General features: G+C 41.7%; 18 protein-coding genes. 4 read left to right on the forward strand and 14 right to left on the reverse strand.

Going from position 1 to position 24,865, the window contains the following annotated elements; genetic code table 11:
- Nucleotides 1–69: 69 nt before the first annotated feature.
- Nucleotides 70–2,808 carry a TonB-dependent receptor gene (locus tag ACO6S0_RS16250; RefSeq protein WP_422349363.1) on the reverse strand — a complete coding sequence of 913 codons (2,739 nt, stop codon included), beginning with the start codon at nucleotides 2,806–2,808 and terminating at the stop codon, nucleotides 70–72.
- Between the two features lie 107 nt (nucleotides 2,809–2,915).
- On the opposite strand from ACO6S0_RS16250, the gene ACO6S0_RS16255 reads away from it, so the two are divergent.
- Nucleotides 2,916–3,953 carry an endonuclease/exonuclease/phosphatase family protein gene (locus tag ACO6S0_RS16255; RefSeq protein ID WP_422349364.1) on the forward strand — a complete coding sequence of 346 codons (1,038 nt, stop codon included), beginning with the start codon at nucleotides 2,916–2,918 and terminating at the stop codon, nucleotides 3,951–3,953.
- A 9-nt stretch (nucleotides 3,954–3,962) separates the two neighbouring features.
- Here ACO6S0_RS16255 and ACO6S0_RS16260 read toward each other — a convergent pair whose 3' ends face one another.
- A complete protein-coding gene (locus ACO6S0_RS16260; protein WP_422349365.1) occupies nucleotides 3,963–5,033 on the reverse strand; it encodes a hypothetical protein in 1,071 nt (356 codons plus the stop codon).
- A gap of 187 nt (nucleotides 5,034–5,220) precedes the next feature.
- On the opposite strand from ACO6S0_RS16260, the gene ACO6S0_RS16265 reads away from it, so the two are divergent.
- A complete protein-coding gene (locus tag ACO6S0_RS16265) occupies nucleotides 5,221–5,622 on the forward strand; it encodes a JAB domain-containing protein (RefSeq protein WP_422349366.1) in 402 nt (133 codons plus the stop codon).
- A gap of 75 nt (nucleotides 5,623–5,697) precedes the next feature.
- Here ACO6S0_RS16265 and ACO6S0_RS16270 read toward each other — a convergent pair whose 3' ends face one another.
- The 8 genes from ACO6S0_RS16270 to uvrC all read right to left on the reverse strand — a co-directional run bounded on the left by ACO6S0_RS16270 (nucleotide 5,698) and on the right by uvrC (nucleotide 18,158).
- On the reverse strand, nucleotides 5,698–6,135 hold the full coding sequence (locus ACO6S0_RS16270; RefSeq protein WP_422349367.1) for a hypothetical protein: 438 nt from the start codon (nucleotides 6,133–6,135) through the stop codon (nucleotides 5,698–5,700).
- Nucleotides 6,136–6,224: 89 nt separating this feature from the next.
- The gene (locus tag ACO6S0_RS16275; protein ID WP_422349368.1) at nucleotides 6,225–8,906 is read right to left on the reverse strand and encodes a TonB-dependent receptor; all 2,682 of its coding nucleotides are present in this window, start codon (nucleotides 8,904–8,906) and stop codon (nucleotides 6,225–6,227) included.
- A 170-nt stretch (nucleotides 8,907–9,076) separates the two neighbouring features.
- A complete protein-coding gene (gene pgi / locus ACO6S0_RS16280; RefSeq protein ID WP_422349369.1) occupies nucleotides 9,077–10,714 on the reverse strand; it encodes a glucose-6-phosphate isomerase in 1,638 nt (545 codons plus the stop codon).
- A gap of 1 nt (nucleotide 10,715) precedes the next feature.
- A complete protein-coding gene (locus ACO6S0_RS16285; protein WP_422349370.1) occupies nucleotides 10,716–12,017 on the reverse strand; it encodes a M23 family metallopeptidase in 1,302 nt (433 codons plus the stop codon).
- Between the two features lie 2 nt (nucleotides 12,018–12,019).
- Nucleotides 12,020–12,985, reverse strand: a complete 966-nt coding sequence (locus ACO6S0_RS16290) for a tryptophan 2,3-dioxygenase family protein (RefSeq protein ID WP_422349371.1) — start codon at nucleotides 12,983–12,985, stop codon at nucleotides 12,020–12,022.
- 6 nt (nucleotides 12,986–12,991) lie between these two features.
- Nucleotides 12,992–13,726 (reverse strand): DUF3108 domain-containing protein, encoded by a 735-nt coding sequence (locus ACO6S0_RS16295; protein ID WP_422349372.1) that lies wholly within the window; start codon nucleotides 13,724–13,726, stop codon nucleotides 12,992–12,994.
- A 379-nt stretch (nucleotides 13,727–14,105) separates the two neighbouring features.
- Nucleotides 14,106–16,361 carry a patatin-like phospholipase family protein gene (locus tag ACO6S0_RS16300; RefSeq protein ID WP_422349373.1) on the reverse strand — a complete coding sequence of 752 codons (2,256 nt, stop codon included), beginning with the start codon at nucleotides 16,359–16,361 and terminating at the stop codon, nucleotides 14,106–14,108.
- 6 nt (nucleotides 16,362–16,367) lie between these two features.
- Nucleotides 16,368–18,158 (reverse strand): excinuclease ABC subunit UvrC, encoded by a 1,791-nt coding sequence (gene uvrC / locus ACO6S0_RS16305; RefSeq protein ID WP_422351839.1) that lies wholly within the window; start codon nucleotides 18,156–18,158, stop codon nucleotides 16,368–16,370.
- 508 nt (nucleotides 18,159–18,666) lie between these two features.
- Here uvrC and ACO6S0_RS16310 point away from each other — a divergent pair.
- Entirely contained in the window at nucleotides 18,667–19,227 is a 561-nt protein-coding gene (locus ACO6S0_RS16310; protein WP_422349374.1) for a 5-formyltetrahydrofolate cyclo-ligase, read from the forward strand.
- On the opposite strand, the gene ACO6S0_RS16315 is transcribed toward ACO6S0_RS16310, so the two are convergent.
- The 4 genes from ACO6S0_RS16315 to ileS are packed head-to-tail and all read right to left on the reverse strand — an operon-like array spanning nucleotide 19,224 to nucleotide 24,329.
- Nucleotides 19,224–19,859, reverse strand: a complete 636-nt coding sequence (locus tag ACO6S0_RS16315) for a lipoprotein signal peptidase (protein ID WP_422349375.1) — start codon at nucleotides 19,857–19,859, stop codon at nucleotides 19,224–19,226. The two genes, ACO6S0_RS16310 and ACO6S0_RS16315, sit on opposite strands and share 4 nt — an antisense overlap.
- Before the next feature lie 34 nt (nucleotides 19,860–19,893).
- Complete coding sequence (locus ACO6S0_RS16320) at nucleotides 19,894–20,514, reverse strand: hypothetical protein (RefSeq protein WP_422349376.1); 621 nt, start codon at nucleotides 20,512–20,514, stop codon at nucleotides 19,894–19,896.
- Nucleotides 20,515–20,541: 27 nt separating this feature from the next.
- Nucleotides 20,542–20,925 carry a TraR/DksA family transcriptional regulator gene (locus ACO6S0_RS16325; protein ID WP_138837316.1) on the reverse strand — a complete coding sequence of 128 codons (384 nt, stop codon included), beginning with the start codon at nucleotides 20,923–20,925 and terminating at the stop codon, nucleotides 20,542–20,544.
- A 2-nt stretch (nucleotides 20,926–20,927) separates the two neighbouring features.
- The gene (gene ileS, locus ACO6S0_RS16330; RefSeq protein WP_422349377.1) at nucleotides 20,928–24,329 is read right to left on the reverse strand and encodes an isoleucine--tRNA ligase; all 3,402 of its coding nucleotides are present in this window, start codon (nucleotides 24,327–24,329) and stop codon (nucleotides 20,928–20,930) included.
- 180 nt (nucleotides 24,330–24,509) lie between these two features.
- Between ileS and ACO6S0_RS16335 the strand changes: the two genes are divergently transcribed.
- Nucleotides 24,510–24,863 carry a hypothetical protein gene (locus tag ACO6S0_RS16335; RefSeq protein WP_422349378.1) on the forward strand — a complete coding sequence of 118 codons (354 nt, stop codon included), beginning with the start codon at nucleotides 24,510–24,512 and terminating at the stop codon, nucleotides 24,861–24,863.
- The last annotated feature ends 2 nt before the right edge of the window (nucleotides 24,864–24,865 follow it).

Consider the following 24,865-nt stretch of genomic DNA (forward strand, 5'->3'; position numbering starts at 1 on the left):
GCTGAAATTATTGTTGATACGACCAACCCTTTTAAAACAATCCTCACTTTCATTTTCATTTGCCCATCTTTAAAAGTTTATAGCAAGATTTAAAAAGTAAGTCCTGCCGTAACTGTGCCAATATTTGGGGCCAAAAGATGGGGTTCCACTTAAATTATCTTGTAGCATTTGCCCATAATTTCCATTCCTACTCTGTTCATATCCCCCAGTCTTGAATACGGAATCAAATACATTGTTCACGCTCAAAAAGGCACTTATATATTTCTTGTTCACCAACCAAGACTTTCCTCCTACCAGGTTTAATAGGTAAATCTCATCCAACTTTTGTTGTTTTAACAATCTTTCAACATCGGCAGGGGTAACATCTGAAAGCGGTTCCTGTGTGTCAGGATCCAACAAGAAACTCTGGGTTCGCTTTATGGTACTTAGGTTTGCATAGCTTTGATCCATAAAATTTGCCGTCGTCCCCAGCCACCAATATTTTGGACTTCTGTATTCTACTCCAAGTGATAGTGCTGTTTGTGGTCCTTGAGCCAATTTCAACCCCTTTATTTTGGCTGTTCCCAATTGCACCTTCCCTTCGTTGTTAATTAGGTCTTCGTCATTGCCAGCAGTATCAAAATAGAGCTGAATGTCCGGGTCGCTGGCGTATACACAGCTGCCTAAATTACCCGCCACGGAAAGTTTAAGCTCGTTGGAGGCCTTATACTCCAAACCCAATTCCAAGCCTTTGTGCAACTTGTCCAAACCTGTAACCACTTCCTGAACAAAATCCGAGCCCAGGCCTGAATCCACGAAAAAGAAATTGACATCCGTTGCGTGTTGAAATCTGGTATAGAAAGCACTAATGCGACCTTTTAAATCTGGTAACCGGACATGGTAACCAACATCAATTGTGGATATAGCTTCGTTTTGAATATCAGGAACAATTAAGTTGTTCTCTCTTGGGTTAATAAATAGGTTTTGAAGTGATGGAGCGCGATTGATTTTTGCACCATTTATCATTATCCAATGCCTCCCGTTTAAGAAGTAGGTCATTCCCGATTTTGCGTTTAGTCCCCCAAAGGAAATTTCCTCCCCTTTACCTATTGAGGTATCGGGATATCGCTCATTTTGAAACAATCCATTCCGTTGCGCATTCCATTGAAACAGTGCTCCTGAAACAAATGCATTCCATTTTTTTCTTTTGATCTGCAATTGTGCAAACCCCTTGAGTCTTTTGGAATCCAATTCAAAGTTGTAGCCAATCCTATCCCCTTCGGTTTTTGCCGGATTCCCAAAAACATCGTTCCGAGTAGATGAAAAGGAATCGCTGTCATCTAGAAATTCGGCTCCAAGTAAATCTTTGATGTTGGCATAATTCTGGATACCCGAAACTTCTATGTTGGCACCTATACCCAATTCCAAACTCCTACCTAAATCCAATTGCATATTGCTCGCAAATATGAACCGTTCTTCGTTCTGTACATCTTCAGAAAGCACATAGGAAGCAGCCTCATCCACGGAATTGCTATTCACCGCATAAATTTGTTCCCAATCCAATTGCGGATGATCTAATAAAGCTTCCTTGGCCAAGTTTGCATTGGCAAAATCGGCACCAAAAGAACCATTGATATGATAACTGGGGACATATTTATAATAGGTAGGGTCAGGGTTTTGTGTATTAAAGTAAGCCAGTCTATCTTTTGCCACGCTACCATTCTGATACATCATTCCCGTAGTCCAATTCATTTTATTGGATTGAAGAAAGTGATTGACCATGAACATGGGTTCAAAAATCTTGCGTTCCCTTGAATTTCTAGTTTCCCCATTCTGAGTTCCCCAATACGGATTGTAGCGGTTCCCCATCAAGGCAAATACTTCCTCGGTCAGTGCTGCTGACCTACCTCTTCTATTGTTTGCCATAATTGTACTTATGACCAAACTGTTTTTGTTGTTCCATTTATATTCCAGAGCGCCAAAAAGGGAGTGGGCATCATACAAAGTACCTTCAACATAGCCCGAATTAGCCCATCTTCTGGAAGCGGAAAGGGAGTAGGCCCAACCACTTTCCAGTAGGCCTGAACTGTAGGTCGCCATTAGCCTGCTCTTATAAGTCCTGTTGGACATGGAGCTGGAAACTCGCAGACCTGATCTAAATCCAGAAGGTCTTATATCTATATTGGTGTTTCCCAAGATTCCACCGAAGGTATTTGGGTTTATTTCCAAGGCTTGGGTATACGTCTGATTTCGAATTACATCATTGAGTCCGCCCCAATTGTTCCATTGTGGTCTTCCATCCCAGATTTTGTTTAAAGGGATTCCGTTGATCAATACTTCCCCCTCCTGGGAATCATATCCACGAATCCTAAAAAATGCCTGTCCAAAATCAAATGCTGCTCGGGTAAGGAAGATATCCCTAGTGGACTGCAACATTCCCATAGATCCTGAAAGTAAACCTTCCTCATCCGAAAGTTCGTTATCTGTCAAGGTTATGAGATTGTCACTTTTTTCCAGGGTAATATCCTTTTCTAAAAAAATGTCTCCCAAATCAATAGCTTCGCCTTCAAGAAAAAGCTCGAATTTTTTGGGCAAGTAGTCAGGTGCCGATATATGAATTATAAAATCCTCCTTAAAATTCAGAACAATGGTAAAACTACCATTAACCCCAGTATGATATTCTTTTTGAAATCCTTCTACTTTTAAAGAAGCCCCCGAAACAGGAACTTGGTTTGACCCATCTTTTATGGTTCCTGAAATTTCTATACTGTGCTGGCCAAATAAGAGGTTGGAATAGCATAGCAGCACAAAGAACATGGCTGTTCTCATATGTTAGCCTTTGTAGGTTAATCAGAATAAAATTTGGGGTTATTACTAAATGTTTTGTAAGAAAAGCGAACAATCTTAGTAATTTTAGTACAGAAAACAAAACCCAAATGAAAATTTTAACCTACTCATTCCTACTATTGCCGTTTTGTCTATGGGGACAAAATGAAGCGAGCTACAAAATCAGAACTGTTGCTTTTTATAATGTTGAAAATCTATTTGACACCACCAACGACACCTTGATATTTGATGATGACCGCACCCCTGAAGGTGCCTATCATTGGACGGAAAATCGCTATGAGGCAAAAATTCAGAACATATCGCAGGTCATGGCCCAATTGGGCAAGGAAAAAAGCGGGACATCACCTGACATTCTAGGACTTTGTGAAGTGGAAAATAAAGGGGTACTGGAAGATTTGGTGAATCATCCCAATTTACAAGCAAAGGATTATGGCATTGTTCATTTTGACTCTCCTGATGCCAGGGGCATTGACGTAGCCTTGCTCTATAAAAAATCGGCTTTTATCCCCACCTCCTTTAAAAGCCATAGGCTGCTTTTGTTTGATGAAATGGGGGAACGGGATTATACCCGGGACCAGCTTGTTGTTGGCGGTTTAATGGATCAGGAAGAACTACATTTTATTGTGAACCACTGGCCTTCCCGACGGGGTGGCGCCACCAAAAGCCAGCCCAAACGGGCTAGGGCTGCCTTGCTTAACAAGAGAATCATGGATTCCATAAGAGAGCTGAACCCCAATGCCAAGATCATTGCCATGGGTGACCTTAATGATGATCCCAGAGACCATAGTTTAAAAAGGATACTAAGAACCAAAGGAACGGTATCCAAGTTGGACAGTCTTTCCCTTTTTAATCCTATGGAGAAAATGTACAAAAGAGGGTTGGGAACTTTGGCTTACAGAGACCAATGGAACCTTTTTGACCAATTTTTTATAACCCCCAACCTAGTCCACGAAAATGAAGCCGGGTTTTTCTTTTGGCAAGCCCAGATTTTTGCTCCCTCATTAATTAAAACCCAAAAAGGAAAATATAAGGGCTATCCCAAACGCACCTACTCGGGTAAAACCTACACCGGAGGGTACAGCGACCATTTTCCGGTGTATTTGTTTTTGATAAAAGAGGAGAATTAAGCTAAGGTTCTATAGATCAACAGCACCACCCCAAATTAAATGTTGGTCTCCTGTACCATGGTAACTAAGGCCTCCAAAATCATTTCCTCCTTCATGAACCTGATAGGTATTGAAATACTGGCTGGTCCATGAACCGTCAGGCCATTCAGCAATAAGGGCAAAGGTAATTGTACGACCTTCAATCACACCTGAAAATTTATTTCGTTTAATGCGATAATCGCTGGTTTTTATTGCCTTTCTGAACTTTTCTTTCCAGCCACTATTTCTGGCATGATTTTGCATTAATGTCAAGGCCTCTTTTTCCAATTTTTTATCTCGCTCAAAAGGCTCTGGAACCTTGTAGTTTGGAATTTTGCTAATCCATTCCAGGCCTTCGTCCACATTGGTCAGGAGTATTTGTTTTTCGGCTAGGGGCAAGGTCTTTTTGTGCATCCATCCTCCACCAGAACTGCCATCTGCCAAAGAATATCGTAACCCCAGCAACACGGAATTGTCCTTTTTTGACTTTATATATCCTTGATGCTTTAACAAGGCTTCACAAATGCGGGCCTGCTGTATGCTTATTGTTGGATTTTCTCCCTCTTCTTTAGGAAAAACACTGGGTTCAAAAACTGGATATCTTACAGATTCCCAACCCCTTTCTTCTTTGGAGGTTTTGTAATTGTAGTAATAATCCGCCTGTAGGCTGTCAATAAAATAGTCGTACCTCAAATGGGCATTTCTTGGTATTCCAGGGTTTACGGAAAACCTTTTAAAAATTTCTGCCGGACCCACATTGTAGTTGATGAACAATCTACAGAACAGGGGTTCCTTATCCATTTTGGACATATCATAGGTGGTAACAAATTTGCCTTCGTCCTCCCACTCCCTATCTATAGTTTCATGGGCAAAAACATAGCGTCCCAGGTTGTTTTTGTGGATTTCGCTGAAGAATTTTTGGCTCAAAAGCTTAGTGGTGTCAATTTCCATAGGTGGCCAATAATAGGGGGATTGGGTAATGTCTTTTGTTGAAGACCCTCCTGAACAGGCAATTAGTAAAATGACTGCTACACAACAGGATAAATAGGTTAAGATTCTCATGGTTTTATATTTAATTAATAGATACGCTACCGTGAGGTTGAATAGAGGTTGGACACAGGAATATCATTCCCATTAAAACACAAAAACCCTATGCGCTAGGCGCAAAGGGTTATGCTATAAAATCAAGATAAAGTTATGGAAAAACAGCTTTCCAACCAACGGTACCATTTTTTTCTATCTTTAGCCCATGACCGTGAGATTACCAAAAGACGAGGACAAGCATATTTCTGGGACAGACGATATCGCCCGTATTATGCTCAAGATATTATGGCGGCAGAATAAACTTCATCGCAAAAAGGAGTATTTCTGGACTGTAGGGTTAAACAATGCCAACGACATAGATTATATTGAATTGGTCACCATTGGAATCAGTAACAGAAACATTGCTGAACCAGTAGATATTCTAAGTCTACCTGTATCCAAAAAATGCAAAAAAATAATTCTTTGCCACAATCATCCTTCTGGAAGATTATACCCAAGCGAACAAGATATTTTGTTCACGGAACGAATTACCAAAGCAGCTGCAATCCTGGGAATAGAAGTTTTGGACCACCTGATAATATCGGAGAACAACTACGTCACCATTTAGGCCAAAAGTGAAAAGATCCCCGCTATGCGTCACCGCTAAAGCTTTTGGCTGCATGCAGCCACTGGAATGACAGTTTTAACTAAACCACTGTCCCCAAGGAATACGGCTTAGGATAAAAAGCAATCCCAATCCATAAAAAATGGTAATGCTCTTGAACTTGGCGTTACTGGTTTCTTTTTTCTTATGCTTGGACCATCCTATGGTGATCAGAGCCACCGCCAAGATGTTGATAAAAGGGTGTTCCACGGCCAATAAACGGGCTGCGGAGTTAAGGCCACCCATGCCCAAGGTCTGTATGGCCTGGAGTCCGTTGGCGGATACAAAGTAAAGGATAAGGCCTATTAGCAATTGAATGTGGGTCAAGATCAGGGCAAAAAGACTTATTCTTAAATCTTTGTGCATGGCGAACTCTCTTTTGCCCAAAAGCCCCATAAGAGCATTTACGAAGGCCAAAATTAAAATGGCCAAAACAATATAAGCGAAATAGGAATGCAGGTTCTTTAGAATTTCCATGAGTTGAATTTGTGAATCCTAAAAGTACGGATTTTGCAAATAAAAAACCCCCGCCTTTGGCGAGGGTTTGATATTATAAGGAACAGCTGTTAGAAATCGTATCTCAGCGTCAAGTTCCAAGTTCTACCCCATCCAAAATAACCTCGGTTAGAGACATTTAAACCATCATAGGTTTCGTCTCCTGCCTCAACCATATTGGCAGTTGTCAACCTTGAAATGTACTCAGTATCAAAAACATTGTTCATATTGGTTCTTACCTTCAATCTGTTGGCTTTTTCAGCTCCAACTGGAATGGTGAAAGTCAATCCAGCATCTACCAGGCTGTACGAAGGTAATTGCAAGTTTTCCTTGATAGCACCCACATCGGCATAGAGGTTGTCGTAGTGTCTAAAATCGGAGTCAAAAGAAAACATGTCATTAAACCTAACGTTTACCCCAAGTCCACCTGAAAGCTGGGCAGCACCACCCACTTTGCCACCATCAAAGTCGTTGTTCTCCGTGCTGATTACGTTACGCTCTTCATCAGTAACCTGGGTAACCGCTTCTCCTAGGTATTTCCAATCACCGATGGAGGCAAATGCATTAAATGAAATTACATCATTGGGTCTTACTTTGGCATCAAATTCAACTCCGGTGTGCAACTGTTCTGTACCAAAGTTTGTGGTAAACTGTACTACATCGTCCACAACATCAGAGCTGGTTACAACCCTATCTTTCCAAGAAGTTCTGTACACATTAACATTAGCGGAGAAAACATTGGTTCTGAAACCATATCCACCTTCCAAACCAAAAATCTTTTCGTTCTCGGTCAATGGATTTACCTGATTGGTAAAGTTTAGGTAGATGTTGTCATGGTATGGTTGACGGTTATAGTATCCAACATTGGCATAGAAGCTGTGTTGGGTAGTGGGCTTATAGCTAAAGCCTGCCTTGGCATTAAATCCAAAGTTGTTTACTTTTTCAGAATCCACCCCATCAGTGATTCCAGCCGGTAATGGCTCACCCGTACCTTGTGGAGATGTTCCGTCAATAAGGGATTGATCGGCATATTGGAATAAATCAAACCTTTGGTGGTACTGATTGGAAATAGATCCTTGGAAAAAGGTTGAGAACTGATCGGTGGCATACTCCAACTGTGTGAACAAACCACCATACGAAATACGCTCCTCGTTGTTGTAAGCAATTTTCTCAGTTTCATCATAGCTGTTGAAGGCTGCGGACCAACCTGAAGGTCTAAAGCTTTCCGTAGCGTTCACAAACTTGTAGGTTCCAAAACCTCCAAAAGTGTCATGGTTGTTGTTCTGGTCTCTTAGTCGAATATTTTCTCTCCAAGATTCCAATCCATGGAAGTTGGAAACTACCCTAAAGTGCTTTCCGTAGTAAGTTCTAAGGTCAAAACCAATATTCCAAGTAAGGTTATCGGAAAGTTGCTTTTCCAAGTTTGAAATTAACCCATACCAGCTGTGCAGGTTCATGGAAGCTCTTGTAATGTAAGCGTCATCCGCTCCAAAGTATACCCCGGCTCCATTAGGCACCAACGCATTTTGGGCATAAATAGCTTCATAATCTATTCTACCTTCATCCGTTCTAATTCTATTGCCACGGTCACCAGTTCCACCCCCGTTACCCCAAGAGGCGTAAAGCACAGTGGATAAGCTGGTTGTGGAATTGATGTTCCAGTCCCAGTTCAGGTTAGATACTGGTTTGTGGTAGAAGTTTCTTCTTTCTGTCAAGTACTCCCCATTGTATGTACCCCAGTTGTTGTTGTACTGCATTCCGTACTCCAAATAATCGGCAATGGGTTTGGTAAAGTTTTGATCATGAAACTGTGGAGCACCCGTAATCAAGAAGTTGAAATTATGCTTATCACTGGGTCTGTACCCAATAGATAAGAAATAGGTTTGACCTTCTCCATAGTTTCCTTCGTTGAAACCATCACCTTGCCAGTGGGAGAACATAGCACTAACACCCCACCCCTTTTCAGAGATTCCAGTGTTATATCCAGCAGAAGTCTTTAGATAATTATTGTTGGCCACTGTGGTGTAACCAAATCCACCTTCATTCATCTCGGTTGCCTTGGTCACAAAGTTCACTGTACCCCCAACCGATGAAATCGCAAGCTTGGAAGAACCTAGACCTCTTTGAATCTGAACCCCGGAAGCAATATCGTTAAGACCGGACCAGTTGGACCAGTACATCAATCCATCTTCCATACCGTTGATGGGTTGCCCGTTCAAAAGAAAGGCAGTATTATCCTGATCAAAACCTCTCACCCTCATATTGGTATCTCCAAATCCACCTGCTTGACCAGATACATAAACAGAAGGGGTGTTCACCAAGGTCATGGTCACGTCCTGAGTCCCTATTTTTTCCTGGATTACCTTAATCGGTACCGATGACACTGCTATAGGAGTTTGTCTATCACTCGCCAAATCTATGATTCCAGTTCCCACAACCACAACGCCTTCCAGCTCTTCCGCATCAGGAAGCAATGAGATGGTTCCTACGCTCCCTGCAGCGTTAAAAGAAAGGGTTTTGGAAACAAATCCAATGTAAGAAATCACCAAAGTACCTGAGTTACTTGATGCTTCCAGTGTAAAATTACCGTCAAAATCGGTTGATGTTCCGTTGTCCGTGCCCCTAAGCACCACACTCGCTCCAGGAAGCCCTGTTCCCAGTTCGCCATCCACTACCTGACCGGTAATGGTAACTTGTGAAAATGCCATGGTTGATGTAAGCATAGCCACAAATGCCAAGTAAATTGTTTTCATTTTCTAGTGTTTAAATAGTTTAAATAGCCCTGCAAAAGTGCTGTATTTCCAAGTTATCCCGATTAAGGGAAAGTTAAGAAAAAGCTAAAATATTAATATAAAATTAACATTTAAAATGAGCTGACAAAGAAGTATTTAGCTTTTTTCCCGAAGAATGCTAACCCGCTAATTTACTTCTTAAAATGTTGAAGAAGATGAAGTGTTGAACTGTCATGACTGCCAATTCCTGAATTCTCAATATCTGTCAAAATATTCTTGGCCAATTGCTTGCCCAATTCCACGCCCCACTGGTCATAGCTGAAGATGTTCCAAACTATTCCTTGAACAAAAATTTTGTGCTCATAAAGGGCTATCAAAGCTCCCAAACTCGTTGGAGTTAGTTTGTCAATTAGAATGGTATTGGTGGGTTTGTTGCCCTCAAAAACCTTAAACGGAAGTAAGGTTTCCATTTGTTCTTGGGACAATTCCTGTGCTTGCAATTCAACGTTGACTTCCTCTGCTGTTTTACCGTTCATCAAGGCTTCGGTCTGTGCGAAGAAATTTGCCATCAATTTATTGTGATGGTCCACATCCCCATGAAGGGATTCCTTGAATCCAATAAAATCCGTTGGGATCAATTTGGTTCCTTGATGGATAAGTTGGAAAAAAGCGTGTTGCGAGTTAGTTCCCGGTTCGCCCCAAATAATGGTTCCGGTCTCATAATTGGCTCGTTGGCCCGCTCGATCCACACTCTTACCATTGCTTTCCATGATTCCCTGTTGTAAATAAGCCGAGAAACGATTTAGGTATTGGGTATATGGAATAATTGCCTCGGTTTCGGCACCATGGAAATTGTTGTACCAAACACTCAACAATGCTAAAACAACCGGAATGTTTTCTGCAAATGGTGCTTCCTTAAAATGGATATCCATTTGATTGGCCCCTGATAGTAGTGCATCAAAATTATCGTACCCCACGGCCAACGCAATGGAAAGTCCAACTGCACTCCAAAGTGAGAAACGGCCTCCTACCCAATCCCACATGGGGAACACATTTTCCTGGGCTATCCCAAATTCATCAATTTTTTCCTGATTGGTGGAAACCGCTGCAAAATGCTTGGCAATATCGGCTTGGGAAGCGTGCTCCAAGAACCATTTTTTTATGGTTAGCGCATTGCTCAAAGTTTCTTGGGTGGTAAACGTTTTGGACACCACCACAAAAAGGGTGGTTTCTGGATCCAAGGTTTTTAGAACCTCGTGCACATGATCCCCATCCACATTACTGACAAAGTGGGTGTTCAGATGGTTTTTATAAAACTTTAGTGCTTCGGTGACCATTACAGGGCCCAAATCCGATCCTCCAATACCAATATTGACCACATCGGTAAATGCCTTACCAGTAAATCCCTTTTTTTCTCCTGATATCACAGCATGGGAAAAGGTCTTTATTTTCTCCTTAACCCCAAAAACCTCCGGGACCACATTTTGCCCATCAACCAAAACCTCATCCCCTTTTTGAGCCCTCAGCGCAGTATGTAAAACAGCCCTTCCTTCCGTCTGATTGATCAAATCCCCCTTGAAGTAACTGTCAATGGAGTTTTTCAGGCCTACTTCCTCGGCCAATTCCAAAAGCAAATCAACCGTCTCTTGGGTTATTCTATTCTTGGAAAAATCGACCAGAAAGTCTTCCCACTGCAAGCTAAACCTTGTGCCACGCTGCGAGTCGTTTGCAAAAAGCTCCCTTAAATGGGTTTTGTGGGTTTGGGTAAAATGATTTTGAAGTTTTTTCCAGGCTTGGGTGGTAGTAGGGTTTATTTTGGGTAATGCCATTTTACGGGTTAAGGGTTAGTTGGTTTTCTTCAAGCTCAGAGTCAAGCAAATCCTCGGTTTCTTTGGGTAGGAGGATATATTCAATACAATCCAACTGGGTTTTTAAAGGATCAATGTGCGCTAGATAATCGGTTCGCAAGGAGTCAGCAATGGGCTCTGCAGCAGGTAACTTTTCCCTAAGCGGATCCACCTGTCTTCCGTTTTTCCAAAATCTATAGCAGACATGGGGGCCTCCCGTATTTCCGGTCATCCCAACCCATCCAATTACATCGCCTTGGCGAACAAATTCCCCTCGCTTCACCTTCTGCTTTTTCATGTGCAGGTATTGGGTACTATAGGTGCCATTGTGCCGAATCTTTACATATTTGCCATTACCTCCTCTTCTGGTGGATTCTGTAACCGTACCATCTGCCGTGGCAATGATCGGTGTTCCAATTGGAGCAGCGTAGTCCGTTCCTTTATGCGGTCTTACTTTGTACCCATAATAGGCAATTCTTCGCTTTAAGTTATAGCGGGAAGACAAACGATATCCAAACTTGATTGGGGCACGTAGAAAGGTGCTACGCAGGTTGTTGGCCTCCTGATCATAGTAATCCAAAATGTTTTTGAGCGAATCCGTTACATACGGAAATGCGAATATGGGCCTACCCTTGTGTTCAAACAGTGCTGCCTTTATAGGTCCACGTCCGGCATATACGGAATCGTTGATAAAATGTTCGTCATAAATTACCTTGAACTTGTCCCCTTTTTCCAATCTAAAGAAATCTATAGTCCACGCATAAATTTCAGACAGATCAATGGTCACGTTGTAATCAACGCCAAGGTTATCCAAGGTTTCAGAAAGATTGTTCTCAATTACCCCACCAACTTCGCGCTCCACTGAATTTACCTTTCTTCTTCCCTTATAGGCATTGGCCGTGCTGTCCCTAAAATCAAAAACCGTGTAATTAATCTTGTCATTTTGATAAATGAAGACTTGAGCTGATTCAGAAGTGTCCTTGGATTTTAACAACACATAGGGTTTCCTGTCTATTCTTCTAATGTCGAAGGTATCCTTGTACTCTTCCGCAATATGAATGATCTTGGGGTAATCCACCTTGTTCTTGAGCATAAGTTCGCCAAAGGTTTCCCCTTTTTGTATGGTATCATAAACCACATTGAATTCCTCCAAATTGAAGCCAAAGCGTTTTACAATTGGCTTTTGAACCGGTTCCGCCGGCTCCAGTTGTTGTACCAATTCCTGTTTCTCCTTACAGGATACCAGTACCATCAATGCGAGAATTGCCCCAAAAAATTTCTGCATTCCTATCTTTTATTTGCCGGGTTAAAAATGTGGTCAACCCACTGTTTTCCCCATGTGTCCAGCTCATTTTCCGAGTACAAAGTTGGGAAAAATATTATTTTCTGAAAACTTGGGGGTAAAAAGTCTTTCCAATTGGTTCCTCCGGTAGCATCAACCTCCTTGTTTTCCTTGGCCAAATATCTATAGGCAGAGCCCATATGCATCAAGGGCCAATTTACATTGGCGTTGACATCCATCTCTTTAAGGGACTTGATCAACTGCCCATTTTTTCTGTGCTCTTCGGGCAATTGTAAGTACTTGTGATAGATAGTACTTTCTTTCACCTGATTGGATATTCGTAATAGGCGGGGGGTGTACCTAAACTCAAACTGTTTAAGGGTAAGTGTTTTTTCTCCGGTGGTTAAATCAGTGGCTCCTTTTTTCCAATAGATATGCTCAAAAAGCTCTTCAACACTGTTTTTCGCTGAAAAGGAGTCCCGTTCGGTATGGTGGACGAGATTCTCCAATGGTGTTGCATAGATCTCAATCATTCTATATTGGGCAGATTGAAACCCACTGGCCGGAAGCAATGCCATTCGATATCGGAGAAACTGTTCACGCTCCATCCCCTTGATCATGATTCCAAAAGAGGATATGAGTGCCTTGAAATAGCTGTTTATCCTATTGACCTTTTCAATGAAATATTGCACATCTTGGGACCTATCCTCTACGATTTGCTTTTGCTCGTGCAAAATGAGCTTAAAATAAAGCTCCGTAATCTGGTGATACATGATGAAGATCTCCTCATCGGGAAAATGGGTACGCGGCACCTGAATACTCAATAAGGTGTCTAAATGGATATAATCCCAGTAGGTAAGATATTTTTGGTAAAGGAGTCCGTCTAGGTAGGAACTTAGGTCTTGTCCAGAATTTTTGTACTTCTCTTCAAGCTTATTGATTTGGGACTCAATTCGCTCATCATTCCTCATTAACTACTATCTCATTATTATTTTAAACTGGTTTCGCAATCCGTTGTAACCATCCAAATCCGCTTTTAGGGAACCAACGGCCAAATCGGCCTTGATACGTATAGGAATTTTGTTGAGATCATTGGAAACCCATAGGGTAAGGCTCTCTTTTTCCTTAAATACACGGCCAGATTGTACAATGGGCCTAAATTTAAGACATTCTACCTTGCCAAACTTGGTGCGAATCACTTCTTTTCCCAAATATTTTAGTTTGAACTTGTAAATTCCCTCATCATCAAACAACATATCCAAATCAATGGACTTGCCCACTTCAAAATCATCCAGCCCATATCGGTTTCTCAGATAATAGGAGGCCGATAACAAATCCTGCACTTCCTTGTGTACCGGAATGTCCATGACCTTCCCATTTTTGTTGTCCGTTAAAATGGCTTTGTCCTGGTCATATTTAAAGTCGATTTCCACATCTCGGGTATATCCGCCTTCACTGATCTTACGGATGAATCGGTATGGTTTACCGTCATTTTTTCCAAAGTAACTCTCATATCTATCATCCACCTTAAAGAAAATACTGGCAAAGCCAGTGGTTTTTCCCAAACCCACCACATGGTATACGGGAACTTTTTCTATGGTGTCAGAAGTTAGGTGCAGAGTGGCGTAGCTCGCATTGAGAATACCATAGTGAATTCGAAATTTTAACCATTCCCCACTCTTGTATGCAGGAGATTGGCTTATTACTGTCATAGGGGTTAAAAGCAATAAGATTATAAGGGCAAAAAACTTTTTCATAACTATTTTGTCGTCATAAAATTAGTAAAATCACATGTTTAGCAGGTTAACTTACTATTACATAAACAAATCTTGTTCCAAAATAGTATGTATAAAAAAAGCCCAGTGTAAAAACTGGGCTTTTCCTAAATAACCAACCAAACTTTAAATTATGAAAAACCAATACTTAAAGTTATAAGGGAACCACCCCTTATGCCAACAATGATAAGCCAAGGTTTTGTAGGAAAATAAGTTTTAAGGTGACTTTAACTATCTTTTATCAATTTTGATATGGAAGGGAGAAAAAATTGACAGTTTTTTAAGAGGTTTTGCCAATAAATAGGGGATTCCCAAACTAAAACCAGTAGCCTACGCTAAAGAAAAAGTTGCTTTCAGAGACTTCCGGGCTCCAGGAATAGAAGATTTGGACCGGACCCAAAAAAGATTCCAGTCCGTAACCCAGGCCAAATCCTGAATAGGTGGGTTCCGAAAACCAGTCCCCCGTCCTAAAAAGATCATCGGCCACGTTGGCGAAGTTGGCCGTGAACAAGATGTGGTTCTTAGGAGCCACTTCATAATCCAAACGGCCATAGGCCTTCACAAAACTATTGCCAGGAAGGCTAAGAAAATCATAGCCCATAAAGGAGGTAAAGTTGTTTACAAAATCGTTGCCGTAGCCCCCAAGCACAAAATCGAAGGAAGTTACGCCCGATGTTCCCAATTTTACGCCACCTTCGGTTTCCAAATTAAGGGTCAAATTAGGAAATAGCGTAAATGCTGTTCCCATTCTTGCTTTTCCCACAGAAAACTCCCTAAAGTTATCGTTGAAATCCGAAGAGAAAAGATACAAATGGAAATCACTATCAAAGAAAAGTCCTTTGGTAGGGAAGTATTTGTCATCATAGGTATCCAAGGTGATTTTACCATAGGCACTGAAATAGCTTGAATCATCAAAAAAAGTGCGCTCCGAAGGTTCGGGCAAAAAGGCTTCCGCCGATTCATCCGCAAATTGATTCAAGGTTCTTGTGCTATAGCGGAGCAACTTGTGTTCCAAGCCCAGTGTAAATGCAAACTCTTCCCGTAATACAGTCTGTAGATATATTTGGTTCGTCAAATCCGTAACGTCCAAATTGACCTCACGGATGTTGGGGTCGTTGGGAGCATCAAAGTTGGTTCTGATCAGGCTATAGTCTATTTCCTCATTAAAATTTGTGAATTTGGAGTTTATCCCAAAACTCCAGTAATACCCTTTATCCAAGTAGTACTGCATATTGTAACGGATGTTGTCCCCCACAATAAAATCAAAGGAGGCCACATCGTCCTTGAGTAAAAAGTTCTTTTTGGTCAGATTAATCAGAGCGGAACTTTTATAAAGATCATCATAATGGGCAGACATTTTAATAAACATCTTTGTAGGGTTCTCTTTGAGTTTGAGAATCAGATCTGTGCCCAAACCATTGGATACCAATTCATATCTAATGGCCTTAAAGTTTCCTGTTGCGGATAAGTTGTTGATTCCCTGTTTTAGTTTTTCGAAGGCAACTTTTTCTGCCAGATTGAGCCGTAACTTACCCTTAATGTAACCTCGGGTGTAGCGGTCGTTCCCCTCCAAGATCAGACGGTTGATGACCAGACTATCTTTTACAGCAATCCTCTTTTTGGGAGTTGGGGTTATTTGCTGCTTAGCTGCAATCTCCTTCAACGCTTTCACTTGGGTATAAGCGGCTATCTCACCACTCTCCACAATTTCCATGCTCCGATCAAAATCGATTACGGAAAAGTCATCAATATCAGGCCTTATATAGATATCTGTCTGCTGCACCTTCTTTTTCATGTCCTTGACTGTTCTGTAGTTGTTGATCTGCAATAAAATCTCCGTAGCAGACTCCAAGGATTCCCTAGTGGCCAATCCATGCTGCACATCCACACCAATGATGATGTCCGCTCCCAAGGCCTTGATCTCATCTATGGGATAATTATTGACCACCCCTCCATCAATCAATACCTCTCCTTCAATCTCCGACGGCTCAAACAGCGAGGGAAAGGTTCCACTTGCCATAATAGCTTCCGGCAAATAACCTCTATCCAACAGGACTTCTTCTCCGGTTTCCACGTTGGTCGCCACGCACAAAAATGGGATAGGAAGACTACTGAAATCCTGAACATCCTTTACATGAAATAACAATCGGACCAGCTCATTGTAGATGTTTTGCCCTCCAGAGATAGCCTGCGGAAATGAAACATTGAAATTGGTAAAAGGCAATCCCAAAGCGTATCGTTCAGAATCTTCTTTCTCATAAAAAGTTTTGGCCCCCCTTGGTACGTTGTCCTGAATAAGCTCGGTAAAATCGGTCACCCTAAAAATGGAATCCAATTCCTGGGCGGAATAGCCCGAGGCATATAAAGCACCTACAATGGCTCCCATACTGGTTCCGCCGATGTAATCAATTTTGATTCCTGCCTCATCAATTACCTTGAGCGCCCCAATGTGGGCCAAGCCCTTGGCACCACCTCCACTAAGCACCAATCCTACCTTGGGAGACTCGTCCTGGGCCATGCCCAAAATCCCCATCAAAACAAAAATCACTAACAATACGCTCTTTAATCTCATGGGTTTTTAATGGAAGGATTTATAAATTTTTTTGGCCTTGGCCATACCTACAGATTCCGCAAGACTCTCAATGGTTGCTTCCTTGACCCTTTTTACTGATTTGAACTGTTTCAACAATTGTTCTGCCGTTTTCTTTCCAATTCCCTCTATGTTTTCCAACTCCGAGTCTATGGCTTCCTTACTTCTTCGGTTTCTATGATGGGTGATGCCAAATCTGTGGGCTTCGTTTCTTAGCTGTTGGATAATTTTAAGGCTTTCTGATTTTTTGTCCAGATAAAGCGGAATGGGATCATCCGGAAAGTAAATCTCCTCCAAACGTTTGGCAATGCCAATGATGGCAATTTTGCCTCTCAATCCCAAAATTTCCAAACTTTTCAAGGCGGAAGATAATTGGCCCTTTCCCCCATCAATCACAATAAGCTGTGGTAGGGCTTCGTCTTCTCCCAATAATCGCTTGTATCTGCGAAAAACCACTTCCTCCATGCTTGCAAAATCATCTGGCCCTTCAACGGTTTTGATGTTAAAATGCCTGTACTCCTTTTTGGAGGGTTTGCCATTTCTAAATACCACACAGGCTGCCACAGGATTACTCCCTTGGATGTTGGAGTTGTCGAAACATTCTATATGGGTTGGCTCTTCACTAAGCCTTAAATCGGCTTTCATCTGAGCCATGATTCGCTTTACATGACGGTCAGGGTCTGTAATCTTGATCTGTTTGAACCGATCTTGTCTAAAAAAACGTGCATTGCGTTCTGACAGTTCCAAAATTCTCCGTTTTTCGCCCAATTTGGGAAGGGTAATCTTGATATTGTCCTCCACCAGGACAGGAAATGGCAGATAAATTTCCTTGGATTGGGATTGGAAGCGCTGTCTAATTTCGGTTATGGCCAACTGAAGCAGTTCCTCATCCGTCTCATCCAGTTTCTTTTTAATTTCCAGGGTATGCGAACGAACAATGGAGCCGTGGGACAGTTGCAAAAAGTTCACATAGCCGTGGGTCTCATCAGAAATAATGGAGAACACATCCACATTGTTGATCTTGGGGTTGACCACCGTGGAACGCGCCTGATAATTCTCCAAGATTTCAATTTTATCCTTGATGAACTGTGCTTTTTCAAACTCCATTTGCTCTGCCAAGGTTTTCATCTGCTGCTTAAAATGCTGGATGGACCCCTTGAAATTTCCCTTGATTATTTGTCGGATGTTTTCAATCTGTCCGTGATAGTCTGCCTCGGATTGCAAGCCAGCACATGGCCCCAGGCAATTTCCAAGATGGTACTCCAAACAAACTTTATACTTGCCCGCATTGATTTTTTCCTCTGACAAGTCATAATTGCAGGTTCTAAGGGGATATAAACTTCTGACCAAATCCAGTAAGGTCCGTACGGTTTTCATACTGGTGTACGGCCCAAAATATTCAGAACCGTCCTTAATGAATTTTCGCGTGGAAAACACTCTTGGGAAACGCTCTTTTTTGATGCAAATCCAGGGATAGGACTTGTCATCCTTGAGCAATACGTTATATCGGGGCAGTAGTTTCTTGATCAGGTTGTTCTCCAGCAGGAGCGCATCGGATTCAGAGGACACCACAATGTGCTTAACGGAGTGGATTTTCTTTACCAAGACCCTTGTTTTGCCGTACTCCTGCTTCTTGTTAAAGTAGGAGGACACCCTTTTCTTCAGATTTTTGGCTTTCCCCACATACAGAATTTTTCCTTCCGAATCGTAAAACTGGTATACGCCCGGATTGCTGGGTAAAACACTTATTTGAACACTAATAGAGGGTAAGTCGGACATAAACTTCTCAAAAATCCACGCTCTAACAAAAGTAGGTTTTAATACTACTGGTTTTTTGTTAAAATTGATCAAATCCCTTTCGGAATTGACGGTTGGCAGCAGGGAATTCATGGATGTAAAATTGAACACCGTGCTTGACTCCTAATTTATTATTTTAATGCTCAATGATTCAGGCTAAATTCCTAAGAATGAAATTGAAAGCAGGAGCACAAAACTTTTTCATAACAATAGGTTTAAACTTTGTGGGAAAAGGCATCCAAAATAGGGGCTACATGTTAAACTGTTGCTAAAAATGATGCTGTTCATCGATAAAAAGTGCATTTCATGGTGATTTTTCCAATTCTTTTACCTACATTTAACCGTATAAATACAATTCAATGGAGAACTATGTTATCGTTTTGGGAATGTATTTGATTTTGATGCTGTTTTTCAAAATCTTTTTCTCGGTTTCAACTAGAGAATAGACCAAATCCCCCAGAACCCCCAACCCCAAAATTTTCAACATTCGATGTTGAAACGTGAACTAAGAAAAAAGTATAAAAACCTGAGATTGGGCATGAGTCCGGAACAAATCTCAGCGTCGAGTATCATTCTAGCAAATCATGTACTAGGAATCCCAATTTGGGATTTTTTTTATTTCCATACTTTCCTAAGCATTGAAGCCAACCAAGAAGTTGACACTTTACCGCTAATCACCCTGCTCCAAGGCCGGGACAAGAACGTGGTTGTTCCCAAAGTAGTTTCCAACAATTCCATGGAAAATTATCTGCTCATGGACAGTACCACTCTTAAACTGAGCAAATGGAACATTCCAGAACCTGAAGACGGGATACTGGTCCCAGAAAATAAAATAGAAGTGGTGTTTGTGCCATTGTTGGCCTTTGACCTCATAGGAAATCGGGTAGGCTACGGTAAGGGGTTCTATGATAATTTCCTCCGCAAGTGCGATGCAAAAACCGTTAAAATTGGCCTGTCTTTATTTGAGCCCGAAAATTCCATCCAGGACGTCCACGAAAATGATGTGGCTCTGGATTACTGCATCACACCAGAGAAAATCTATAAATTCTAATCTGAAGTTTCATCCTTCTGTTTTTTAGGGAAAGCTTTTTTGTTGAAAACAATCAAGATTCCTACACCCGTACTTATAGCGGTATCTGCAATGTTGAAAACGGGCTCAAAAAAACGGAATCGGTTGCCACCAACCCATGGAACCCAATCGGGCCAGGTACTATCAATCAAGGGAAAATAGAGCATGTCCACAACCTTTCCATGAAATATCTTGCCATAGGGATCATCAGCGAAAAGGGTGGCTACTTGGCCATGGCTGTCGTTGAATACAACCCCGTAAAAAACCGAATCTATAATATTCCCTACCGCACCGGCAAAAATCAGCGACACGGCCAAAATCAAGGTTTTGGGCGATTGCTTTCTTATAATATCCCAAAGCCAATATCCAATTCCAGATATGGCAAAAAGCCTAAAAATGGTCAAGATCAACTTTCCAGTAGATTCCGATATAGGAAGAAAATCGCTGAGTTTGGTTCCCCAAGCCGCGCCCGAGTTTTCAATGAAATAAATCTTGAACCACGAAAAAATCTCGTGTGACTGTTCATACAGGAAATTGGTCTTGATATATATTTTGCTGATTTGATCTATGATCAAGACCAACACAATGATTATTAGGGACTTCTTTAGATTCATACCTTCAAAAAGAGATTGCGCAAAAGTAGGGATATTATTTTGTTTTCTTAAGTTGTATGGTACCTTCCACTGTGCTTAAAATGTACTGGTTACTCCCTATTGGGATTTCCTCTTTTATTACCTGTCCATAGGTGGATTCTGCCTGAAAATCTCCTTGGGACGCCCTTACCAGAATATCTCCTTTTTGGGTTTTGACATCCACATATTCCCTCACATTGTTTAACCTACATGTTCCGTTCGCCAATTTCACTTCCAATTTTTCATAGCTGCCAAGGACATCAACATTGCTGCTGGTGCCGTAAAGGGACACATTCCTATATTCCGGGACAATAATTTCCAGAGCAATAGAGATTACCTTATGGGCACTCAATTTATCGTTGGGGTTGGTAAAGTTGGGGTGAAATCCAGTTCCGATTAGCATGGTTGCCCCCTTTTCTTCCAAGGTTAGCAGTAAATCCTTGGCATATTCACCTTCCATTTGGGCGGCAACATATACTTCATCTGTTTTGGCTGTTTGAAGGGTAACTTGGTAACAGAAATCAGCATTGATCTGGATAAATTCAATATCCGAATCCAACAGTGCTTTCTTGATTTCTTTTTGCCCATGGAGATTGGACAATCCAAATAAGCCCAAGAAAATGAACAGGAGTCTCATAAACAAAAAACGCCTTAAGGCGTTTTTTTATTTCTGCATGTTCTTGGCCTCTATGCTCAGCGTGGCATGGGGAACAAGCTTTAGCCGTTCCTTATTGATCAATTTGCCAGTGACCCGGCAAATTCCATAGGTTTTATTTTCTATACGCAACAAAGCGTTTTTTAAATCGCGGATAAACTTCTCTTGCCGAATGGCCAACTGGGTATTGGCTTCCTTGCTCATGGTCTCGGAGCCTTCTTCAAAGGCTTTGAAAGTGGGGGAAGTATCATCAGTACCATTATTGCCATCATTCATATAAGAGCTTTTCAGCAATTCCAAATGCTTTTTCGCCTTTTCAATTTTTTCCTCGATCAACGCTCTGAATTCCTCAAGGTCTTTATCAGAATATCTTACTTTTAAATCTTGCGCCATTTCTAGTGTTTTTGGATAAACAATTTTGTATTCACTTCGTCAAAGGCAATTGCTATACCTTCCTCTAAATTCTCTTCAAAATTAAGTTGGGCGGTCAGCGTCTCTGTCTTGATGTATTCTTCATTACTGGAAACCGCTTGTTCCACCAAACCGTCTTTCAATATTTTGATATCAATCTTATCGGTCACTTCAAACCCAGATTCTTTTCTAAGATTTTGAATTCTATTGACCAATTCCCTCGCAATTCCTTCTTTTTTCAGGTTTTCGTCTATGGTCACGTCCAAGGCAACTGTCAAGGCACCTGAACTAGCAACCAACCAACCTTCAATATCTTGCGAACTGATCTCTACATCGGTTAACTGTAAAATAATACTTTTATTTTCCAATTCAAGCATTAATTCGCCTTCTCGCTCAATTTTTTGGATTTCTTCCTGGCCCAATTGGTTTACTGCGGTGGCAATTGCCTTCATGTCCTTACCAAATCTAGGTCCCAAAACTTTAAAGTTAGGCTTTATTTGCTTTACTAAAATCCCCGAGGCATCATCCAGCAATTCAATCTCCTTGACATTCACTTCGGACTTGATCAAGTCAGCGACAGCTTCAATACTTTCTTTTTGGTCAACATCCAAAACGGGTATCATCACCTTTTGCAAGGGTTGACGTACCTTAATTTTCTCCTTCTGACGTATGGACAGCACCAAAGATGATATCTTTTGTGCCAACTGCATTTTCCGCTCCAGTTTTTTGTTGACCATTTTAGGATCAAAAACAGGAAAATCTGCCAAATGCACGCTTTCTACCCCTTCTTTTTGGGTGCTATTGTCCAAATCCTTGTACAAACGCTCCATATAAAACGGAGCTACAGGAGCAGAAAGTTTTGCCACTGTGGTCAAGCAGGTATACAAGGTCTGATAAGCGGATATTTTATCCTGTTGGTAATCCCCTTTCCAGAACCGTCTTCTGCTTAAGCGTACATACCAGTTACTAAGGTTCTCCTGAACAAAGTCAGAAATCATTCGGGTAGCCTTTGTGGCCTCATAGTCAGCATAAGCTTCATCCACTTTTTCAATCAACGAATGTAGTTCTGACAGGATCCATTGATCTATTTCTGGCCGCTCTTCCAAGGGAATGTCAGCTTCAGCATAGGTAAACCCGTCAATATTGGCATACAGCGCCATAAAGGAATAGGTGTTGTAAAGTGTTCCGAAGAATTTTCGTTTCACCTCAACAATTCCATCCATATCAAATTTAAGATTGTCCCAAGGGTTGGCATTGGAAATCATATACCAACGTGTAGCATCTGCTCCATGCTTGGGCAACACCTCAAAGGGATCCACTGCATTGCCCAATCGTTTGGACATTTTCTTGCCCTCTTTGTCCAGCACAAGCCCGTTGGATACCACATTTTTGTAGGAAACGGTATCAAAAACCATGGTTGCGATGGCATGCAATGTATAGAACCACCCTCGAGTCTGATCGACCCCTTCTGCAATGAAATTAGCTGGAAAAGCGACTCCGTCATCCACCAGTTCCTTATTCTCGAAAGGATAGTGCCATTGTGCGTAAGGCATGGAACCACTATCAAACCAAACATCAATCAAATCGGATTCGCGTTTCATGGGTTTTCCAGACGGAGAAACCAACGTAATCTGATCTACAATGTTTTTGTGTAAGTCTATCTTTTCGTAGTTGGCCTCACTCATATCGCCTACCACAAAATCTTCAAAAAGGTCTTTCTCCAAAACCCCAGCTTCCACGGCCTTGGCCATTTCTTGTTTTAGCTCTTCAACAGAACCTATGATCAATTCTTCTTTGCCATCGTCCGTTCGCCATATGGGCAATGGAATCCCCCAATATCTTGATCGGGAAAGGTTCCAATCGTTGGCATTGGCCAACCAGTTCCCAAAACGACCTTCACCCGTAGCCTTGGGTTTCCAATTAATGGATTGGTTCAGCTCAAACATGCGATCCTTGATATCCGTAACCTTCACAAACCACGAATCCAATGGATAATAAAGTACCGGTTTATCAGTCCTCCAGCAATTGGGATAACTGTGCAGATATTTTTCAACCTTAAAGGCCTTGTTCTCTTCCTTTAGTTTGATGGCAATCTCGACATCCACTGATTTATCCGGTGCCTCGCCATCCTCATAATATTCGTTCTTGACGTATTTGCCTCCAAGTTCCTTCATTTCAGGCCTGAATCTTCCCTGTAGATCTACCAATGGGACTGGGTTGTTATTCTCATCCAAGACCAACATGGGCGGCACAGGCGGTGTGGCTTGTTTGGCTACCAGGGCATCATCCGCACCAAAGGTGGGAGCGGTATGCACTATTCCGGTACCGTCTTCCGTAGTCACAAAATCCCCGCTAATTACCCTAAAGGCATTTTCAGGATTTTCATAAGGGAGGGTGTAATCCAACAATTGCTCGTATTGAATTCCCACCAAATCCTTGCCCACAAAACTCTGACCTACTTGATACGGTATCTTTTTGTCACTTGGGCTATAATTGGCAAAGTCATCTTCGCTTTCGGCTTCAAAAAACTTTCCTGCAAATTGTTTCCCAACTAAGGCTTTTGCAAGCACCACATGGATAGGCTCAAAGGTGTATTGGTTAAAACTCTTTACCAGAACGTACTCAATCTTTGGCCCAACTGTTAAAGCGGTGTTGGATGGCAAGGTCCAGGGTGTGGTGGTCCAAGCCATAAAGTAAATGTCGCCATCAACACTTTGTAAGAAGTCCGGTAGGGAATCCTTTTTGGCCTTGAACTGGGCCGTAACCGTGGTATCTGTAACATTTTGATAAGTTCCGGGCTGGTTTAGTTCGTGCGAGCTTAATCCAGTTCCCGCTTTAGGGGAATAGGGTTGTATGGTATATCCTTTGTACAACAATCCCTTGTCATATATCTGCTTCAACAACCACCAAACCGATTCCATATACTTGGACTTATAGGTAATATAGGGATCATCCATATCTACCCAATAGCCCACCTTCTCGGTCATTTCATTCCAGACATCGGTATAGCGCATCACTGCTTTCTTGCAAGCAGCATTGTACTCTTCAACCGAGATTTTTTTGCCTATATCTTCCTTGGTAATGCCCAATTCCTTTTCAACACCAATCTCAATGGGCAGTCCATGGGTGTCCCAACCAGCTTTACGCTTTACTTGGTAGCCTTTCATGGTCTTGTACCTTGGAAAAATATCCTTTATGGTCCTTGCCATTACATGGTGAATCCCGGGCATCCCATTGGCAGAGGGTGGGCCTTCGTAAAAAACGTAGCTTTCCTTGCCTTCCCTTGTGGAAACACTTTTCTCAAATATTTCGTTGGCTTTCCAAAAATCCAAAACCTCTTCGGACACCTTAGGTAAATCCAATCCCTTATATTCCGCAAACTTCATATGTACTGCTACTTCTTCTAGAATTCCAAGTTTGCAAAATTAAAAATTTAGATGGAATAACTGTTGCTTAAATGAGGGTTTTAAATGCTTTAAGTTGCTTAACCTAAATATGATATACTGCTCTGATCCAGTTCTTTTAAAATTTATATCTTGACAGCTTTAACACTAAACCATTATAATATGAAAAAAGTAGTAATTGGGGTCATGGCCTTGACCCTTTCCATGTCCGTTTTGGTATCATGTAAAGAGGCCACAGATAAGGCCAAGGAAGCGGCTGAAGAAACGGAACAAAGCTTGGAAGAAGCTGGTGACAACTTAAAAGATGCCGCCAATGACGCCATGGATGCCGTGAAGGAGGCTGGAGAAGATGTGAAGGAAGCAGGTGAGCAAGCCTTGGACAGCATTAACAAAGCTGGCGAGGAAACCATGGACAAAGCCAAGGAAATGAGCAATGACCTAAAGGATGCCGCTGACCAAACTGCAGATGACCTGAAAAAGGCGGCGGAAGATACCAAAGAGGCTTTGGATCATTAAAA

The organism is Flagellimonas sp. (genome assembly GCF_965233845.1).
Classification (GTDB): Bacteria; Bacteroidota; Bacteroidia; order Flavobacteriales; family Flavobacteriaceae; genus Flagellimonas.

Coding starts and splice junctions, on each gene's coding strand:
- ACO6S0_RS16250 (WP_422349363.1), bottom strand. CDS start 2,808: ATGAGAACAGCCATGTTCTTTGTGCTGCTATGCTATTCCAACCTCTTA.
- ACO6S0_RS16255 (WP_422349364.1), top strand. CDS start 2,916: ATGAAAATTTTAACCTACTCATTCCTACTATTGCCGTTTTGTCTATGG.
- ACO6S0_RS16260 (WP_422349365.1), bottom strand. CDS start 5,033: ATGAGAATCTTAACCTATTTATCCTGTTGTGTAGCAGTCATTTTACTA.
- ACO6S0_RS16265 (WP_422349366.1), top strand. CDS start 5,221: ATGACCGTGAGATTACCAAAAGACGAGGACAAGCATATTTCTGGGACA.
- ACO6S0_RS16270 (WP_422349367.1), bottom strand. CDS start 6,135: ATGGAAATTCTAAAGAACCTGCATTCCTATTTCGCTTATATTGTTTTG.
- ACO6S0_RS16275 (WP_422349368.1), bottom strand. CDS start 8,906: ATGAAAACAATTTACTTGGCATTTGTGGCTATGCTTACATCAACCATG.
- pgi (WP_422349369.1), bottom strand. CDS start 10,714: ATGGCATTACCCAAAATAAACCCTACTACCACCCAAGCCTGGAAAAAA.
- ACO6S0_RS16285 (WP_422349370.1), bottom strand. CDS start 12,017: ATGCAGAAATTTTTTGGGGCAATTCTCGCATTGATGGTACTGGTATCC.
- ACO6S0_RS16290 (WP_422349371.1), bottom strand. CDS start 12,985: ATGAGGAATGATGAGCGAATTGAGTCCCAAATCAATAAGCTTGAAGAG.
- ACO6S0_RS16295 (WP_422349372.1), bottom strand. CDS start 13,726: ATGACAGTAATAAGCCAATCTCCTGCATACAAGAGTGGGGAATGGTTA.
- ACO6S0_RS16300 (WP_422349373.1), bottom strand. CDS start 16,361: ATGAGATTAAAGAGCGTATTGTTAGTGATTTTTGTTTTGATGGGGATT.
- uvrC (WP_422351839.1), bottom strand. CDS start 18,158: ATGTCCGACTTACCCTCTATTAGTGTTCAAATAAGTGTTTTACCCAGC.
- ACO6S0_RS16310 (WP_422349374.1), top strand. CDS start 18,667: ATGTTGAAACGTGAACTAAGAAAAAAGTATAAAAACCTGAGATTGGGC.
- ACO6S0_RS16315 (WP_422349375.1), bottom strand. CDS start 19,859: ATGAATCTAAAGAAGTCCCTAATAATCATTGTGTTGGTCTTGATCATA.
- ACO6S0_RS16320 (WP_422349376.1), bottom strand. CDS start 20,514: ATGAGACTCCTGTTCATTTTCTTGGGCTTATTTGGATTGTCCAATCTC.
- ACO6S0_RS16325 (WP_138837316.1), bottom strand. CDS start 20,925: ATGGCGCAAGATTTAAAAGTAAGATATTCTGATAAAGACCTTGAGGAA.
- ileS (WP_422349377.1), bottom strand. CDS start 24,329: ATGAAGTTTGCGGAATATAAGGGATTGGATTTACCTAAGGTGTCCGAA.
- ACO6S0_RS16335 (WP_422349378.1), top strand. CDS start 24,510: ATGAAAAAAGTAGTAATTGGGGTCATGGCCTTGACCCTTTCCATGTCC.